Raw genomic sequence first — 16,266 nt, 5'->3', positions numbered from 1 at the left:
GGGTTTTTGCGGCGACGTCAACCGTTAAATCCACTTTATTTGTGTTAATTCGTTCGTTTGCTTTTTATTTGTACGGAGTGCAATTTATATGTGCGATTAATGGGGAATTGTTCATCATTGAGCAGCTTAACTACTGAAAGCTATATAGCCAGCGACGATAAAACCTAAGTGTCTGCATAAAATAAATATTCTTAGCATGACTATAATAGTCAAAAGACGTAAGTGTTTTCATCCCAAAAGTTAGATAGCGGATTATGCTTTAAAAGCGTCGTCGGTATTTAACTGATTAAATTGAATAAAAATTGCACTTATAGTTGCACATTACTAAAAGGTGGGTAACATAGAATTGCAATTTAAGTTTTTTATAAAATAATAATTAGGTATACATTATGAAGTCTCCCCAAGCATTAACGCTAATTGTTGCGTTGGTATTCGCTATTGCCGTTTACTTTTTAGCCGGCAGCGCATTTGAATTAAATAATATAAGTGTTGCTATAGTTGCATTTGTCTGTGCATTTATCGCGCCCCTTGTTGGCAAAGCAAATAACAGCAATAGTCAAGAAGCCGATACCAACATCACAACATTGTATGTTGGCAACTTACCATATAGAGCCAACGAAGCCGCTGTTAGAGAATTGTTTTCAGAATATGGGCAAGTTCAATCTGTCAGGTTAATGAAAGACAAGCATACAGGTAAAAGGCGTGGTTTTGGTTTTGTTGAAATATCATCACCTGATGCTGATAAAGCCATATCAGAACTAAATGATAGCGAGTTTCAACAAAGAACACTTAAAGTTCGTGAAGCGAAAGAACGACCAGAAAAAGCTGCTGAATAGAAATTCTCACCGTATTTTAAGCCCACGTAATGTGGGCTTTTTAATGCGCACAGATTAATTAGGGTACATAAAGATTTTACTATTAAAATTTATGTTTACCTAAGCTAATAGCCTTAACTATCGTTTCACACTGAATTATCTTAAAATACCAGCACTATTTAGTAGACAAAAACTGAGCAATCGCTAAAATCTGCGCCCTCATATCATCGTCTGTTCACTATTAACAAGGTATTTCAATGTTTAGCCACATTCACCCCGACAACTATCAACAGCAACTTGATGAAAAACAGCAAACAATTGCAAAAAGCTTTGCTCAATTTGAATTACCTAGCTTCGAAATATTTACCTCTCCTACATTGAACTATCGTCAACGTGCTGAGTTCAGGGTTTGGCATGAAGGTGATGATTTGTATTACATTATGTTTGATAGTGAAACTAAGCAGAAATTTCGTGTTGATGACTTTCCCGTCGCGAGCAAGTTGATAAACCAATTTATGTCAGCCCTACTAGACGATATTAAAGACAATGAAATTTTACGTCAGCGTTTATTTCAAGTGGATTTTCTTTCGACAATAAGTGGCGAAGTATTGGTTAGCTTGCTTTACCATAAACAATTAGGTGATGAATGGATTGAACAAGCTCAGCAGTTGAAGTCACGTCTTAGCGCTATTGCTCCTGTAGATATTATCGGTAGGGCCCGTAAACAGAAAGTTATCCTAGATAAAGATTATGTTATGGAAACCTTAACAGTTGGTGATAAACAGTTTCATTATCAACAAGTAGAGAATAGCTTCACACAGCCCAATGCAGTAGTAAATGAAAAGATGCTGTTGTGGACACAACAAGCAACTAAAAATACCGGCGGTGATTTAATCGAACTTTACTGTGGCAATGGTAACTTTAGTATGGCACTTGCGGAAAATTTTGATCGCGTGTTGGGTACTGAAATTTCAAAGTCTTCGGTAAAATCTGCGCAAGTAAACATTGCGGCAAATAAATTGACAAATGTTGACATTGTTAGAATGGCCAGTGAAGATTTTAGCCAAGCGATGAATGGCGAGCGAGTGTTTCGTCGTTTAGAAGGCTTTGATTTAACAAGTTATAATTATCAAACCGTGCTTGTAGATCCACCACGCGCCGGCCTTGATCCTGACAGTGTAGAATTGATCAGCCGATTTGAGCGCATTATCTATATTTCTTGCAACCCAGAAACCTTGCGTAACAACCTCGAAGAATTAGTCAAAACCCATAAAATAGAGCACTTTGCTTTATTTGACCAATTTCCATATACCCATCACGTTGAAACGGGTGTTATTTTGTCTCGCCTTTAGCTTTGCTTCGAGACTCACTACGCACGTCATTTCGTAAGCCAAACTCAAATGCACCTCGAGCAATAAATCTTAGCTGTTTAATTGTTCGTAGTGCTAATTCGTTTAAATCTTTTTTATCACAATCTAATGCATCAGAGCCGGCACTAAAAACAATAGTAACCGCGGCATTGGCTTGTAAATAGGCAACTTCAGCATCCAGTTTATTTGCCTGTTGCAAATAATCACACAGTTCTAAAGTAAAATAACGTATTTCTCGATTAACGGCAGCACGAAATGCAGCCGATGTGCCTGAACGTTCACGTAGCAATAAGCGAAAAATATTACCGTTATTTTCGATGAACTCCATAAAGGTATGCACTGAGATCTGAATGACTGAACCGCCTTTTTCAATACGTTGTCTTGCCTGACGCATTAATTGACGTAACGTTAATCCAGCTTCATCAACCAGTGTTAAGCCTAATTCATCCATATCACTAAAATGACGGTAAAATGAGGTCGGTGCTAAACCCGCTTCTTTAGCAACTTCTCGTAAACTCAAACTAGAAAAACTACGCTCACTACTGAGTTGCCCCAATGCTGCATCGATCAATTGTCGACGGGTTTTTTCTTTTTGTAGTGCTCTAATACCACTCATAGCCAATAACACCTAGTAAATATATCACGGTAAAACTCAGTTGATATGATACTGAAAATCGCTAATATTGCTAGTAAATTGACTTAAATCACCGATTTAGCTCACAACTATGAATTTTTTATGAAACCTTAAGATTCACCAATCAACACTTGACTCTTTGCTCGCTAAAGCTAAAATAGCGTACAACTGTACACTGAAATTTCAGTATTTAATCCTAGATGGACTATCAATGAACAAACCTCCTATCATTTGGCTAAATGTATTTGTATTTAGCATCACCTTTTTATTCGCTGTTATTGCTGTACCTTACCGTGCCTTTACCCACGGCTTTGATGGTGCTGAAATCACCGCCGCTATTCTTTGTTTTGTTTATTGCGGCATGTCCATTACCGCGGGTTACCACAGATTGTGGTCGCACAAAACTTATCAAGCTCACTGGTCACTTAGGATAATTTACGCATTAGGCGGAGCATTTGCCTTGCAAAATAGTGCCTTGCATTGGTCTTCCGATCATCGCATTCACCATAAACACGTCGATAAAAACCATGTTGATCCTTATTCCGCCAAAATGGGCTTTTGGCATTCACACATAGGTTGGATGATCAGAGACTTTCAACCAGAGCGTTACAACAATTATGATAACGTTCGTGACTTACAAAAAGATCCTATTGTTATGTGGCAGCATAAGCACTATTTGCTACTGACTATTTTAACGAATTTTGGTATCCCGCTATTATTTGGTTTGTGGCATGGCGATGTGATTAGTAGTTTATTATTGCTCGGTTTTTTAAGATTGGTGCTAAGTCATCACACCACCTTTTTTATCAACTCATTAGCTCATATTTGGGGTAAACAAACTTACACGGAAAAAAATACCGCTCGCGACAACGGCTTTTTAGCATTTTTCACCTTTGGTGAGGGTTACCATAATTTTCATCATATTTTTGAAAATGACTATCGCAATGGCATTCGTTGGTGGCAATTTGATCCAACCAAATGGCTAATTAAAGGTTGTGAGAAGCTAAAATTAACGTCGAAGTTACGAGTGACACCTGAAGACAAAATCGAGAAAGCTCGCTTATCTATGATGTTGTTGCGCAGCCAAGAAAAGATAGCGGCGCACCCTGACGCCGAACAACTACTCGAACGTTTACAACATGAATATGATGAGCTTATCCATAAGATAAACGCTTTCTATGCTGCCCGTAAAGCCTTGCTTGCCAGTAAGCGTGATCAACTTATTGCTGATGTTGAAAACTCAGAAGTCATGGCTCAATATCAAGAAATTAAACAGCTTTTAGCAGAACAAAGACGTAGTTGGCAACATATGGTAGAGAAACTGGCATAAAAACAGTTACCTCTGATTTAATTCCTGCTAAAATTTTTCCAATTATGGCAGGAATTAAAGGGTTAATCATTGAGCAAGCAAGTACAGGCTAAAACAAAAGAAGCAAACAAAAGCACTAAAAACTATGATTTTGATGCCATCATAATTGGCACCGGCCCTGGCGGTGAAGGCGCAGCAATGAACTTGGCTAAACGTGATAAACACGTTGCTATAATTGAGCGTTATCATAATGTTGGTGGTGGTTGTACTCACTGGGGCACTATTCCTTCAAAAGCTTTACGTCAATCGGTTAGCCGCTTAATTGAATACAACTCAAACCCATTATTTAATGCCGGGCAAAATGCCAAGCAATTAACTTTTCAAGACATTCTAAGTCACGCATCTGCCGTTATTCGTAAACAAGTAAACCTTCGCAGCGGTTTTTATAACCGCAATCAGGTTGAACACTTTTATGGTGAAGCCTCATTCGTTGATGCAAATACCATTCAAGTACTGCGCAACGATGGCTCTATTGATACTATCACCGCAAAACAAATAGTTATCGCGACAGGCTCTCGACCATATCACCCTGACGATGTCGATTTTTCGCATCCACGAGTATATGACTCAGACAGTATTTTGTCGCTCGAACATTCACCACGACACATTATTATTTATGGTGCTGGCGTCATTGGTAGTGAATACGCGTCAATATTTCGTGGCTTAGGAGTAAAAGTTGATCTGATCAATACCCGCGACCGATTGTTATCATTTTTAGATGACGAGATGTCAGACTCATTAAGTTATCACTTGTGGAATAATGGTGTTGTTATTCGCCATGGCGAACAAATTGAGCAGGTAGAAGCCAGTGATGAATCCGTCATAGTGCATTTAGAGTCGGGTAAGAAAATGCGCGCCGACTGTTTACTTTTTGCCAATGGCCGAACCGGTAATACGGCCGATTTAAAACTTGAAAACGCAGGCTTGGAAGCTGACGGCCGTGGACAATTAAAAGTGAGTGCGACTTATCAAACAGACGTTGACAGTATTTTTGCTGTTGGAGACGTCATTGGTTATCCAAGCTTAGCCAGTGCCGCATTCGATCAAGGTCGGATATGCGCTAGTGCAATGTTAGATGGAGATAGTAAAACTAAACTAACAGTTGATATTCCAACCGGCATTTATACTATCCCAGAAATCAGTTCTGTTGGCAAAACGGAACAAGAATTAACCGAAGCAAAAATACCTTATGAAGTGGGTCGAGCACAATTTAAACACCTTGCCCGAGCACAAATTTCAAATAACTTAGTTGGCTCATTAAAAATACTCTTTCACCGAGAGACTAAAGAAATACTGGGTATACATTGTTTTGGTGAGAATGCTGCAGAGATTATTCACATTGGCCAAGCCATTATGCAACAAGCTAATGGTGGCAATAATATTGAGTACTTTGTTGAAACAACATTTAACTATCCAACAATGGCCGAAGCCTTTCGTGTCGCGGCGTTAAATGGCTTAAATCGGTTATTCTGATCAATAAAAAACGAACAAAGTTTAGCTTTATCATTTGCTGAGCTTTGTTCTAATCATTTGCGCTTTATCGCGTAGAAAATGTTTTCAGTTCAAATACAGAGAAAATTATGAAATACAGTTTGCTGCTCATATTGTTGTTATCGGCATTTGCAAGCCAAGCCAATGATAGCTTTACCATTTATTTGACACGCCATGCGGAAAAGCAACCTGATCAGAAAAATCCTCAACTAACGAAATGTGGCAGACAGCGCGCGCAGCAATTGGCTAGCATGTTGGAAAAAGTGAAACTTAAGCAGGTATATAGCACGCCATATAAACGCACAATGGCGACAGCAAATCCAACAGCCAAACAGCAGCAGTTGACTGTTACTCAGTATTCACCAGCAAAATTAAAAGAATTTTCTCTAGAATTATTAATGAGAAAAGAGAATGTTTTAGTGGTGGGACATAGTAATACCACACCACAGCTATCCGCTTTGATCAGTGAATTAGACGTCGCTGAAATTAGCGAAAAAGACTATCGAAATTTATATCAAATACAAGTTAGTGCTAGTGGTAAAACCTTAACGTTATTGACACAACCACTAACTTGTCATAAATAACCCTACATGTCAGCAGAGTTGCCTTTTGTACCAGGACTGATAAGTTCAATTTCTGTAATAGTAAAAGGTGTGCCCCATTGCTGAATGGTCATGATATTTTTCTTTTTACCTTTAATTCGCACTATCGCGCCATTTTGAGCAAACTCTTTTTTCATGTTCATCGGTAAAATTTTCTTACCTGAGTCCATGATAATGCCGTAAAAGCCACCTTCTAAATTTAAAAACTGCACTCGGCCACGCTGCCAACCAGAAAATTCATTTTTTATTTTTTCCTTCATGTCTTCCATATTATCGCCTTTTAGCTTGTCGTTAGCATTAACTGGCGTGGCAACAAGCTTTGTCGCTTCTTGCTCGATATTTTTTTCTTCTGACACTACGACTTCATTTTCTTTTGCCGTATTGTCAGCTTTATCGTTTGTTGAACTACTACCACATGCGCTAAGCAGCAATGAAATAGCCAATGCTGAAAATAATTTAGTGTTTGTTGTCATTATAATATCCATTAAAAATCAATTTCTGCCTCCAGCATACCTTAATCTAAAAACAATAACCAAGTGCAATATTCGCCATTTAGCGCTGGCGTAATAACCATACTTACTGTGCACTATTATTAATAGAAATAGCTAGCAATAAAATAGCTGAAAGTTCAGATATAAAAAAGGAGCCTTAGGCTCCTTTTAATGTATTAACTTACGCTGTAATAATAACAGCTAACCGCAACAATTATTTATGAAATGGTTTACTTAAGCGGTGTACCGAATCAATAAAATGGCCAGCATGCTCAGGATTTACGTCTGGGTGAATACCATGACCTAAGTTAAAGACATGACCTGTGCCACCATCACCAAAGCCGGTTAATATTTTTGATACTTCTTGTTCAATACGCGGCAATGGCGCATACAACATAGATGGGTCCATATTACCTTGCAGTGCGACTTTATCACCAACACGGGCTTTAGCGTTTTCAATATCAATAGTCCAATCAAGACCAACAGCATCACAGCCTGTTGCCGCAATATCTTCTAACCACATGCCGCCATTTTTAGTAAATAGTGTTACCGGCACTTGACGGCCGTCATTGTGACGCGTTAAACCATCAACAATTTTTGCCATATACTGTAGTGAAAACTCTTTGTAGTCTCTTGGTGAAAGCACGCCACCCCAAGTATCAAATACCATGACTGATTGCGCACCAGCTGCTATTTGTGCATTAAGGTATGAAATAACTGAATCGGCTAATTTGTCCAGTAATAGGTGTAATGTTTGTGGCTCTGAATACATCATCTTTTTGATCTTAGTGAAAGCTTTTGAACTACCACCTTCAATCATGTATGTGGCAAGTGTCCATGGGCTACCAGAGAAACCAATCAAGGGTACATCACCGTTAAGCGTTTTCTTAATGGTACGAACTGCATTCATGACATATTGCAATTCACCTTCAGGATCTGGAATACCAATTTTATCGACGTCGGCCTTACAAGTGATCGGACGCTCAAATTTTGGTCCTTCACCGGTTTCGAAATAAAGACCTAAGCCCATGGCATCAGGGATCGTTAATATATCGCTGAATAAAATGGCAGCATCAAGCGGAAAACGACGCAATGGTTGAATAGTCACTTCACAGGCTAAATCGGCATCACGACAAACTGTCATAAAGTCGCCAGCATCTTTACGCACTTCACGATACTCAGGCAAATAACGACCGGCTTGACGCATCATCCAAACAGGGGTGTAATCAACAGGTTGACGCAATAATGCGCGCAAGTAGGTATCATTTTTTAATTCAGTCATGAAAATTTTTCTCCGCTATAATATGCGCGCATTCTAGCACTTCAATATTTATTGATCTATGTCCCAAATCAAATCTAAGTCAGCTCTGCTTGTACAAAGCCCTTTTTTAACTCGATTTTTTTAAATTTTGTGACAAAAGACAAACTTTATCGCCGAATCTTGCAATTTTATTTAAAGAAAGCATACAAGCGTCACAATAAGCAGCATCAGATTTCGCTCAAAAAACCATCAAAACATTTAAGATGGTAAAATATTTAAAAAAATAAAAATATTTATTTCATTAAATACTTTTACCTAAGTGTCAGCATATTTTACAATTTTTTGTTTATATTTCATCAAGTTCCAGCAAGGTGGTTAACCAGTCGAGTAAAAAGTAGCTCAATATTTTTCGCTTCAATTTGAACTTTACGCTTTGATAGATAACATTTTTTTACAACTTGATTACAGCTTAAAAATTAACAAACGTTAAAGCCATGCTAACTTTCGATAGTTATTCTAGTCAAAATGCCCTACTGCTTGCATATTCTCGCCATAAAAACCTTGGTATATACGAAAATATTCGTGGAATATATGCTCTATTAAAGTTGTTGCACCATGAAAAAGCCTTTGCTATAAATTGTCCCGCGCTACAGAAAAACAATAATAAAAATAAAGAAAAATTAATAAGAAGCTAGTTTAACTAGACCATACAGCGAGCATTTCAAGCCTTACTTCGGTAAGGCTTTTTTATTGCCTAAATTCTTTTACCGGAATTTTGAATGAACAATGCCAAAGGCTTAAATTTGAGTAAAGTAACCAACTGAGAATGACGATGACCACTGACCAAACTATTAATAACTTTAGTAAAATAGCCGTCATAATTGGGCTAATCGCTTTAACTCAAAGTTTACTGGCAATGGCTGGCATATTCACTATTGTGCAAACATCACACGAGCGCATTATATTTGGCTTGATTGAGCTTGCGACTATGATGTTGGTGATCATCAACTCTATTGCTATTATGAAGTTTACTGGTCAACATCATAACCCTTTAGCCTATTCAATCAGCCGACTCTGCTTATACTCTCTCTTACTTTGTTTTATTGGTGATATTGTTAACCGCAATTTCCTCCAACAGTTTTACCAATATGATGACCTGATAAAGCACAGTTATCTTGCTGACTCTGTGATATTCTTTTTTCCTGGTTACCTGATACTCGTCGTTGCTATCGCGAAGCTAGCCGTAGTAAAAGGTTTACCAAAAACAATTATTATTTTAAGCGCTATATTAGCCGCTATCGTTGCGACTTTTACCTACAATGATATGCATCTTGCTGGCAGCAGCATTCCCCTTACTATTATGACTTCATGCTACTCTGTGCTAGTCAGTATTCTCGCGGTATCTGCAATATGGTTAGTAAAGTCGTTTGCGTGGAAAAACGCTCCTATTCGCATCTGGTTAGCCGCTTTAGGGCTGGTTTTAGCTATGATCGCAGATGCTGTTATTGGTAAGTTTTGGATTTTTGGCAACCAAGGACAAGGCTATTTTCCAACAGTAAGTCACATTAATTGGATAATATATTTGAGCTCGCAGCTACTGATCCAACAATTACCCTTAGGAATGCTGCAAGCTAGAAAATAAGTAACCGTTAACCCTAGCCTAAGATCAACAAACTTGATGATACATATCAACTTTTCAGTTTCGACTATTGGCTACTATTAGCTAGAGAGGAAATACTTTAACCTCTATAAATTACAGTATATTAGTCATCATCGGGAGGAGTGGCATGGCAATAGCGCACGGTGAGCATAATATTAAAGTTCAAGACAATATTATTTTCTTGAAGTTATTTGGTTCGTTTAATGATGCAGGTACTGAAAACTTCACTCAAGCCATGAAAAAAACGATTGCAACGTTTAATGGCGGCCCTTTTTCAATATTGGTTGACGATCTAGAAGTTATTGGTGGTACCCCCGAAGCTTATGCCGAGCTAGAAAGTTATAATCAATGGCTCAATGGCCAAAATATGATTGCCAAAGCTATGGTCATTGACTCCCCTGTCACCTTAGCAATTATTGAAAAGTATGCCCCTTCAAGGGAACAACAAAATATTGCGATTTTTAGCAATCAATTCGATGCAATTAACTGGTTAAAAGCACAATAATCTAATTATACCATTGTTCCCTATATGATTTATTACGGTTACTCTGACTCTCGAAGATGTAAATTAAGGAACTTAATTAGTTGACTATAATAGATTTCGGCCTGATCAACTGTATCAAAACCATGGCCAAAACCATCCAGAACACTCCACTCATGTTTAATTTTGTTTGCCTTTAAAGCAAACCTTAGTCTATATGCATGCTCAATATCAACATTATTGTCATCAGTGCCATGGGCAATAAAAAGAGGTTTTATAAGTTTCTTAGCATTATAAACTGGTGAATATTGAAATAGCTTTTCTTGTTCTGTTGTCGGATCGCCAACAATTTCTCTTAGTTGTTCTTGCACATCATCATCATTTTCGACATCTGAACGTTGGAAAAGTAATGCAAGGTCAGTTACACCAGCAAAAGAAGCGGCACACAAATATAAATCAGGTGAGCGAATAACACTATAAAGTGCGGAATAACCTCCGTAGCTACCACCTATTATGCACACCTTGTCTTTGTCTATCGCAAAGTTGTCTTTCACATGTTTTAGCGCTAATTCGATATCATCTTCAATTAGCTGTCCCCATTGCCCCATACCTTCTTGCTTAAACTTTTTCCCATACCCTCCAGAACCACGATAATTGACTTGCAGAGTAGCAAAACCAGCATTCACTAATACTTGAATTTCAGGAGAATAGTATCTCGAATCAGCGACCCCTATTGGACCACCATGAGGGATAACAACTAATGGTGGCTTACTTATACCTTTAGGTAAAGTAATAAAAGCTTCAATTGAACTCTCATCTGTAGTAGTTAAATTAATGACTCGTGTTTTTTGCAATGCAACATCTTGAAGCCAAGGTTTAAGAGTCACTAATGGTTTATAATCATTGCTTTTCTCTCGGTAAACAAATATTTCACCACTATTATCACTACCTGAAACACTAAACAATCGATTTGTATTTTCACGCGCCACACCCATCGAGTATATATTTTCTGAATTGGATAACTTAGATAACTCTGCTTTCATTTGCAGTAGCCTACCATCAAAATAGTGCTGATTTACTATTCCGCCTTCGATGAATTGTACACCTAAAATACTCAACGACTCATTAGATACCATCACGCCATCCAAGTCATATTTTTTATGTTCATAAAGAGTTTCACGAATTTTGTGTGTAGCTAAGTCAAATATTTGAAGAGCTTTTTTATCAGTACTATGATTGGATATTACATATAGCTTTAAACTTTCTTCATCGTACAATACAGGTAAAAAAAAGTCATTGGCGTTACCAGTCCAAACATGATTCCATCTGTATGAGGAAGAACGTTTGCCTTTACGAATAAAAAGTTCTGGCTTTTTATTTATATAGCGAATACCAACCGTACGGTTACCTTTATTGTCTAATAACCATTTTGACAATTTAGGCCCACCTCTATTTAAACGTTTCTTACGGCTGGTTTGGCCGTCAAGATTTTTTTTATTTAAATTTAATCTAAATAAATCAATATGAATGCCGCTATCATTGATCTCATTATCTTTGTACTTTGCGAATATGGCGTTTGAATCATATTCAGTTAGTGGATCTATCCACTTGCCATTAAAATTCAAATAAGAAATATCATCGACCGTAATATCATCATCTTCAATATATAATTTAACAATCTTAAAACGACGAAAATAACCTTTTGAATTTTCACGCAACGCGATAACGTTTTTACTTAACCAAGTTATATCTGTAATGCTATTGCTATGTTTAATCGTTCTGATATATGTTTCAGTTTTTATATTTTCAATGGAAAATATGTTTGCCGTTAATATCTCATATTCTTTGTCCTTTTTTACATCAGCAATAATAATATGGTATTTATCTGCACTCTTTTTGACATAAGCTACTTGCTCACCAGAGGGGCTCAAAGAAAAGTGCTCATAAGCAGTAGTCTCAAAAAAAGGTCTAATTACACTTTTATCTAATTTAAACTTTGTAATGCTGTTATCTGTGGCTTGAGCTAAAAAACTCATTTGAATAATACAAAGGCTAAAAACAAAGAATTTCATTTTATTCTCCTTTTGCAACAGGTTGAGATTTATTTAAGAAAAACTTTATATATTGATCATTTGGATAAATAGCATTTACAACTTCGAGCTCTTTCAAATACTCAGGGAAGTCTTGTTTGGCAATTGCTAGAACAATGCTAGTTCGGTTTAATATCTTTACTGAAAAAGAACTATTATCAGTCTCATACATCAATAACCCTGTATAATTAAGTTTCCCAGCCCTAACTTCAAAACTTAAGTTTTGGTCGTCGAACTTAGAAGTTTGCGTTAAATTCGTACCAATTCTTCTACGCACTTTATCCCAAGTGTAAGTTCCTGCTTTAAGCTTGACAATATCAAAATGCTGCTCGTAGTCTAATGGACCAAAAATATGAGTATTACTAAACCCCGCACCTTCAAGGAAAATTTTTTCCGCATAACCTTTGCTATAAATAGCAATAATTGCAAAACCTTCATCGTTATCTAATGAAGCAATTGTATTTTTTTCCTGAGAATAGCTCAAAAATGAGCAAAAAATTAATATAAGGTAGCAAAAGAGTTTCAAAATCGATCCCTGTTCTGATTTATTATTTAAAGGTAGTTTACGCTAATTTAAATAACTAACAACTAAGATATAAGGCAATATATTGATTTAACAGTAATTAAATCATCCACCCTTACTATTAATAAATAAAATGTTAAAGTATTCAGCAAATATACATGAGCGTGAGTGGAAGTATAATGGACAAAGTTGATGTACTAATCGTTGGCGCCGGTGTCATTGGCTTAGCCATAGCAGCTCGATTAAGCCAGCACTATGACAATGTTTTATTAGTCGATAAAAATTCAGCTTTTGGTGAAGAAACCAGTAGCCGTAATAGCGAAGTGATCCACGCCGGTATTTACTATCCACAACAGAGCTTAAAAGCAAAACTTTGTGTACGTGGTAAAAAGTTATTGTATCAATACTGCCAACAGCGCCATATTCCCCATCAAAGAGTGGGCAAATTATTAGTCGCCCATGGCAAGCAAGAAGAAGCCTATTTAGCCAAAACTCTAAAGCAAGCACAGCTAAATGGTGTTGATGACTTAATTTGGCAAAACAAAACGCAACTGCACGAGTCTACGCCAGCATTAGCGGCAACTGCAGCTTTATTATCACCATCAACGGGCATTATCGATGTGCATAGTTATATGCAGAGTTTATTGGCTGATATCGAACATAACGGTGCGCAATTTGTTGCTCAAACTCGTTTCGTTGCTGCGACTGCAAACCGGTCTGGAATACAAGTATTACTCGACAGCCAAGGTGAAGAAGTTAAACTTGATTGCCAGCATGTGATCAATTGCGCTGGTTTACATGCCACTGACGTTGCCAAAGCCATTGCCGAAATGCCTCGTTCAGATATTCCTCAATTACATTATTGTCGTGGGCATTATTTTAGCTATCAAGGCAAAAGTCCGTTTAAGCAGCTTATATATCCAATCCCTGAAGCGAATGGTTTAGGCATTCATGCCTCATTAAATACCGCAGGTCAGTTAAAATTTGGCCCTGACACTGAATATATAACAAGCGTCGATTACCAAGTATCACCAAATTTGAAAGCAAAATTTGTCGAAGCAATAACCAAATATTTTCCGAACCTAGATAGTGAGAAATTAATACCTGATTACGCCGGTATTCGCCCTAAGCTACAAGGACCTAACGATGATTTTAAAGATTTTTGCATTCAAAGTGAAAAACAACATCATGTACAGGGACTCATTAACCTATTTGGTATAGATTCCCCTGGGCTAACTTCGAGCTTAGCCATTGCCGAATATGTTGAAAGTTTAATTCGCAACAAATCATAGATATTATGAGCATAGACACAAAAAAGCCAACCGCTAAGGTTGGCTTTTTTCATTTACAAAACGCTCAACAAGTATGAAAAATTCGACTTTACTTGTCGCCAACTTGAGGAGCTGCATTAGGCTTTTGAATTTCAAGTAATTCAATTTCAAACTCAAGTACTGAGTTGCCAGGAATGCGAGGTGGATTACCATTTGGTCCGTAAGCTAAATCTGAAGGAATGGTAAATTTGAATTTAGATCCTACTGACATTAACTGAACACCTTCAGTCCAACCAGAAATTACACGATTAAGTGGAAATACAGCTGGCTCATTACGATCATATGAACTGTCGAAAGTTTCGCCGTTTAAGAAGGTACCTTTGTAGTGAACTTTAACAGTATCTGTCGCTGCTGGTTTTTCACCTTCAGCGGCAGTCAATACAACATACTGGATACCTGATTCAGTCACTTGCACGCCGTCTTTCTTAGCATTTTCTTCTAAGAATTTTTGCCCTTCCGCTAAACTTGCTTCTGCACTCGCTGTTGCTTGTTCTTGTTGTTTAGCTTTCATCGCTTGATCTAAATTCATCAATAATGCTTGAATATCTTCTTTTTCAATTTGCGATTTGCCGTCCATGCTATCAGTGAAGCCGCGAATAATAAGTGACTTATCTAATGCTAAGCCCATTTTATTGTGCTCTTCTAAATTACGCTCCATGTACATACCAATTGACGCACCTAAACCGTAGGCTTGTTTTTGTATTTCAGTTTCAAGAACGGCGGCTTTTTCTTCTTGTTTAGCTGGTTCTTGACAACCCATTACAGACAATAAAGCAATGGCGACTACAGTCGGTTTAAAAAATTTCATTTATATCTCCGTTTTACTACTCAGTCGGAAATTCCCGCTAAGTCATTAAATATGTGTGAATTGTGAAACAATGCGGCTTATACTAACGATAAATGAGACAAGAAAAAAGTATTAATATTTTGCTGAACTGTAACTCAACAATACGAACACTCAAGCTACTGTTTTCACTAACATTACTCTCGGCGTGTCAACCAAGTGGCCAAGTACCAGAGCAAAGATGGCAACATGCGGTTGAAGGCGCATACGCGGCGAATATTTCAAATGATGGTAAATACAGCGTGGTATCATCAATACATCACGGCCTAAGCCTTTGGGACCTTGATAAAAACGCCTTAAAGTATAGCTGGTCACAACAACAAAATAGTGCCGACAACTTAGTATTAGTGGCCGATATTGCCGATAATAATAGCCATGCTTTAGTGGCCAATCGAAACGACTTTTCGTTATGGAATATAGCCGATGGAAAATCAGAAGGTTTCTGGTCGATAAGCGAATCCAATATTCGTGATATTGCGGTCAGCAATAATGGCCGCTATCTATTAATTGGGCAAAGCAATGGTAAAGTTGTTCATATCAACACCGACAATGGCAGAAGGCTGGAATTTCTTGGCCACCAAGAAAAAATTAATGCCGTCGATATGATGCCTAATGGCCGAGTCGCCATTTCAGGCTCTAATGATTTTGTCGCTTACGTTTGGGACACCCAATCAGGGCAAGTGATCTATCGATTCAATCACCCAAGTCGAGTCACTATGGTGGCACTTGATCCCAAAGGCAGATATGCCTTTACCGCCGACAGCAAAAAATCAGCCAATATATGGGACTTAAAAACAGGCAAATTGGTTTCTAAGCTAAATTACTTTAATCGCCAAGAAGTATTCAGTTCGGTGCAGTTTTCTCCAGACGGCACCAAACTACTTACCGGCGCACCATCACGCAAGGTCAGTATTTGGGCTATCGCCACCGGTGATCGTCTAACAAGTTGGCGGGTAACGCCACGTGAAGATATTCGTCCGGCAGGAGCGGTTGTGTACAGCGTTGCTTTTAGAGATAATAACCAAGTGATCACCGAAAGCTCTTCAGGATACGCCGAATTATGGCAGGTAAATAAATAGTGAAATCAGTTAACGAAATAGAACAAGCAATAGAATCGTTGGAAACCCGTAATGCCTTTCAGGATGATATCATTGAGCAGCTCAATCATGAACTGTCAGTCCATCAAAGTGAAATTGCAGAACTTAAACAGCAACTCAATTTAATTGCTAAACGACTTAAAGAAAACTCCTCAAGCTCGCAAGGTAAAGAAGAGATAGAGCCACCACCACCGCATTATTAAACAT

General features: G+C 37.8%; 16 protein-coding genes. 10 read left to right on the top strand and 6 right to left on the bottom strand.

Going from position 1 to position 16,266, the window contains the following annotated elements:
- Positions 1 to 389: 389 nt before the first annotated feature.
- Positions 390 to 836 carry an RNA recognition motif domain-containing protein gene (locus AC27JP_RS20100; RefSeq protein WP_487117723.1) on the top strand — a complete coding sequence of 149 codons (447 nt, stop codon included), beginning with the start codon at positions 390 to 392 and terminating at the stop codon, positions 834 to 836.
- Between the two features lie 236 nt (positions 837 to 1,072).
- Complete coding sequence (gene trmA / locus AC27JP_RS20095; protein ID WP_487117722.1) at positions 1,073 to 2,167, top strand: tRNA (uridine(54)-C5)-methyltransferase TrmA; 1,095 nt, start codon at positions 1,073 to 1,075, stop codon at positions 2,165 to 2,167.
- Here trmA and fabR read toward each other — a convergent pair.
- On the bottom strand, positions 2,148 to 2,801 hold the full coding sequence (fabR, locus tag AC27JP_RS20090; RefSeq protein WP_487117721.1) for an HTH-type transcriptional repressor FabR: 654 nt from the start codon (positions 2,799 to 2,801) through the stop codon (positions 2,148 to 2,150). The genes trmA and fabR overlap by 20 nt on opposite strands.
- A 229-nt stretch (positions 2,802 to 3,030) precedes the next feature.
- On the opposite strand from fabR, the gene AC27JP_RS20085 reads away from it, so the two are divergent.
- The 3 genes from AC27JP_RS20085 to AC27JP_RS20075 all read left to right on the top strand — a co-directional run bounded on the left by AC27JP_RS20085 (position 3,031) and on the right by AC27JP_RS20075 (position 6,263).
- The gene (locus AC27JP_RS20085; protein ID WP_487117720.1) at positions 3,031 to 4,149 is read left to right on the top strand and encodes a fatty acid desaturase; all 1,119 of its coding nucleotides are present in this window, start codon (positions 3,031 to 3,033) and stop codon (positions 4,147 to 4,149) included.
- A gap of 69 nt (positions 4,150 to 4,218) precedes the next feature.
- A complete protein-coding gene (gene sthA, locus AC27JP_RS20080) occupies positions 4,219 to 5,661 on the top strand; it encodes a Si-specific NAD(P)(+) transhydrogenase (protein WP_487117719.1) in 1,443 nt (480 codons plus the stop codon).
- Between the two features lie 107 nt (positions 5,662 to 5,768).
- A complete protein-coding gene (locus AC27JP_RS20075; RefSeq protein WP_487117718.1) occupies positions 5,769 to 6,263 on the top strand; it encodes a phosphoglycerate mutase family protein in 495 nt (164 codons plus the stop codon).
- Positions 6,264 to 6,265: 2 nt separating this feature from the next.
- On the opposite strand, the gene AC27JP_RS20070 is transcribed toward AC27JP_RS20075, so the two are convergent.
- Together AC27JP_RS20070 and hemE are read right to left on the bottom strand one after the other, a co-directional pair.
- Positions 6,266 to 6,754, bottom strand: a complete 489-nt coding sequence (locus AC27JP_RS20070) for a hypothetical protein (protein ID WP_487117717.1) — start codon at positions 6,752 to 6,754, stop codon at positions 6,266 to 6,268.
- 232 nt (positions 6,755 to 6,986) lie between these two features.
- Positions 6,987 to 8,054 carry a uroporphyrinogen decarboxylase gene (gene hemE, locus AC27JP_RS20065; RefSeq protein ID WP_487117716.1) on the bottom strand — a complete coding sequence of 356 codons (1,068 nt, stop codon included), beginning with the start codon at positions 8,052 to 8,054 and terminating at the stop codon, positions 6,987 to 6,989.
- Between the two features lie 811 nt (positions 8,055 to 8,865).
- Here hemE and AC27JP_RS20060 point away from each other — a divergent pair.
- Together AC27JP_RS20060 and AC27JP_RS20055 are read left to right on the top strand one after the other, a co-directional pair.
- The gene (locus tag AC27JP_RS20060) at positions 8,866 to 9,675 is read left to right on the top strand and encodes a hypothetical protein (protein ID WP_487117715.1); all 810 of its coding nucleotides are present in this window, start codon (positions 8,866 to 8,868) and stop codon (positions 9,673 to 9,675) included.
- 145 nt (positions 9,676 to 9,820) lie between these two features.
- The gene (locus AC27JP_RS20055) at positions 9,821 to 10,198 is read left to right on the top strand and encodes a hypothetical protein (RefSeq protein WP_487117714.1); all 378 of its coding nucleotides are present in this window, start codon (positions 9,821 to 9,823) and stop codon (positions 10,196 to 10,198) included.
- 38 nt (positions 10,199 to 10,236) lie between these two features.
- Here AC27JP_RS20055 and AC27JP_RS20050 read toward each other — a convergent pair whose 3' ends face one another.
- On the bottom strand, positions 10,237 to 12,246 hold the full coding sequence (locus tag AC27JP_RS20050; protein WP_487117713.1) for an alpha/beta hydrolase family protein: 2,010 nt from the start codon (positions 12,244 to 12,246) through the stop codon (positions 10,237 to 10,239).
- A gap of 1 nt (position 12,247) precedes the next feature.
- Entirely contained in the window at positions 12,248 to 12,790 is a 543-nt protein-coding gene (locus AC27JP_RS20045) for a hypothetical protein (RefSeq protein ID WP_487117712.1), read from the bottom strand.
- Positions 12,791 to 12,966: 176 nt separating this feature from the next.
- On the opposite strand from AC27JP_RS20045, the gene AC27JP_RS20040 reads away from it, so the two are divergent.
- Positions 12,967 to 14,079: an NAD(P)/FAD-dependent oxidoreductase gene (locus AC27JP_RS20040; protein WP_487117711.1), complete on the top strand. Its 1,113-nt coding sequence runs from the start codon at positions 12,967 to 12,969 to the stop codon at positions 14,077 to 14,079.
- An 88-nt stretch (positions 14,080 to 14,167) separates the two neighbouring features.
- Here AC27JP_RS20040 and bamJ read toward each other — a convergent pair whose 3' ends face one another.
- Entirely contained in the window at positions 14,168 to 14,926 is a 759-nt protein-coding gene (gene bamJ / locus AC27JP_RS20035) for a BamJ family beta-barrel-assembly machinery protein (protein WP_487117710.1), read from the bottom strand.
- A gap of 92 nt (positions 14,927 to 15,018) precedes the next feature.
- On the opposite strand from bamJ, the gene AC27JP_RS20030 reads away from it, so the two are divergent.
- Both AC27JP_RS20030 and AC27JP_RS20025 read left to right on the top strand, forming a co-directional pair.
- Complete coding sequence (locus AC27JP_RS20030) at positions 15,019 to 16,041, top strand: WD40 repeat domain-containing protein (protein WP_487117709.1); 1,023 nt, start codon at positions 15,019 to 15,021, stop codon at positions 16,039 to 16,041.
- Positions 16,041 to 16,262: a SlyX family protein gene (locus tag AC27JP_RS20025; protein WP_487117708.1), complete on the top strand. Its 222-nt coding sequence runs from the start codon at positions 16,041 to 16,043 to the stop codon at positions 16,260 to 16,262. The genes AC27JP_RS20030 and AC27JP_RS20025 overlap by 1 nt, the downstream gene beginning before the upstream one ends.
- The last annotated feature ends 4 nt before the right edge of the window (positions 16,263 to 16,266 follow it).

This window comes from Colwellia sp. SU-HH01172, assembly GCF_057553355.1.
This window is presented reverse-complemented; position numbering and strand designations above follow the sequence as displayed.

Bases quoted from the DNA above. Each gene is read 5' to 3' on its own strand.
- AC27JP_RS20100 (WP_487117723.1), top strand. From the start codon at position 390: ATGAAGTCTCCCCAAGCATTAACGCTAATTGTTGCGTTGGTATTCGCT.
- trmA (WP_487117722.1), top strand. From the start codon at position 1,073: ATGTTTAGCCACATTCACCCCGACAACTATCAACAGCAACTTGATGAA.
- fabR (WP_487117721.1), bottom strand. From the start codon at position 2,801: ATGAGTGGTATTAGAGCACTACAAAAAGAAAAAACCCGTCGACAATTG.
- AC27JP_RS20085 (WP_487117720.1), top strand. From the start codon at position 3,031: ATGAACAAACCTCCTATCATTTGGCTAAATGTATTTGTATTTAGCATC.
- AC27JP_RS20075 (WP_487117718.1), top strand. From the start codon at position 5,769: ATGAAATACAGTTTGCTGCTCATATTGTTGTTATCGGCATTTGCAAGC.
- AC27JP_RS20070 (WP_487117717.1), bottom strand. From the start codon at position 6,754: ATGACAACAAACACTAAATTATTTTCAGCATTGGCTATTTCATTGCTG.
- hemE (WP_487117716.1), bottom strand. From the start codon at position 8,054: ATGACTGAATTAAAAAATGATACCTACTTGCGCGCATTATTGCGTCAA.
- AC27JP_RS20060 (WP_487117715.1), top strand. From the start codon at position 8,866: ATGACCACTGACCAAACTATTAATAACTTTAGTAAAATAGCCGTCATA.
- AC27JP_RS20055 (WP_487117714.1), top strand. From the start codon at position 9,821: ATGGCAATAGCGCACGGTGAGCATAATATTAAAGTTCAAGACAATATT.
- AC27JP_RS20050 (WP_487117713.1), bottom strand. From the start codon at position 12,246: ATGAAATTCTTTGTTTTTAGCCTTTGTATTATTCAAATGAGTTTTTTA.
- AC27JP_RS20040 (WP_487117711.1), top strand. From the start codon at position 12,967: ATGGACAAAGTTGATGTACTAATCGTTGGCGCCGGTGTCATTGGCTTA.
- bamJ (WP_487117710.1), bottom strand. From the start codon at position 14,926: ATGAAATTTTTTAAACCGACTGTAGTCGCCATTGCTTTATTGTCTGTA.
- AC27JP_RS20030 (WP_487117709.1), top strand. From the start codon at position 15,019: ATGAGACAAGAAAAAAGTATTAATATTTTGCTGAACTGTAACTCAACA.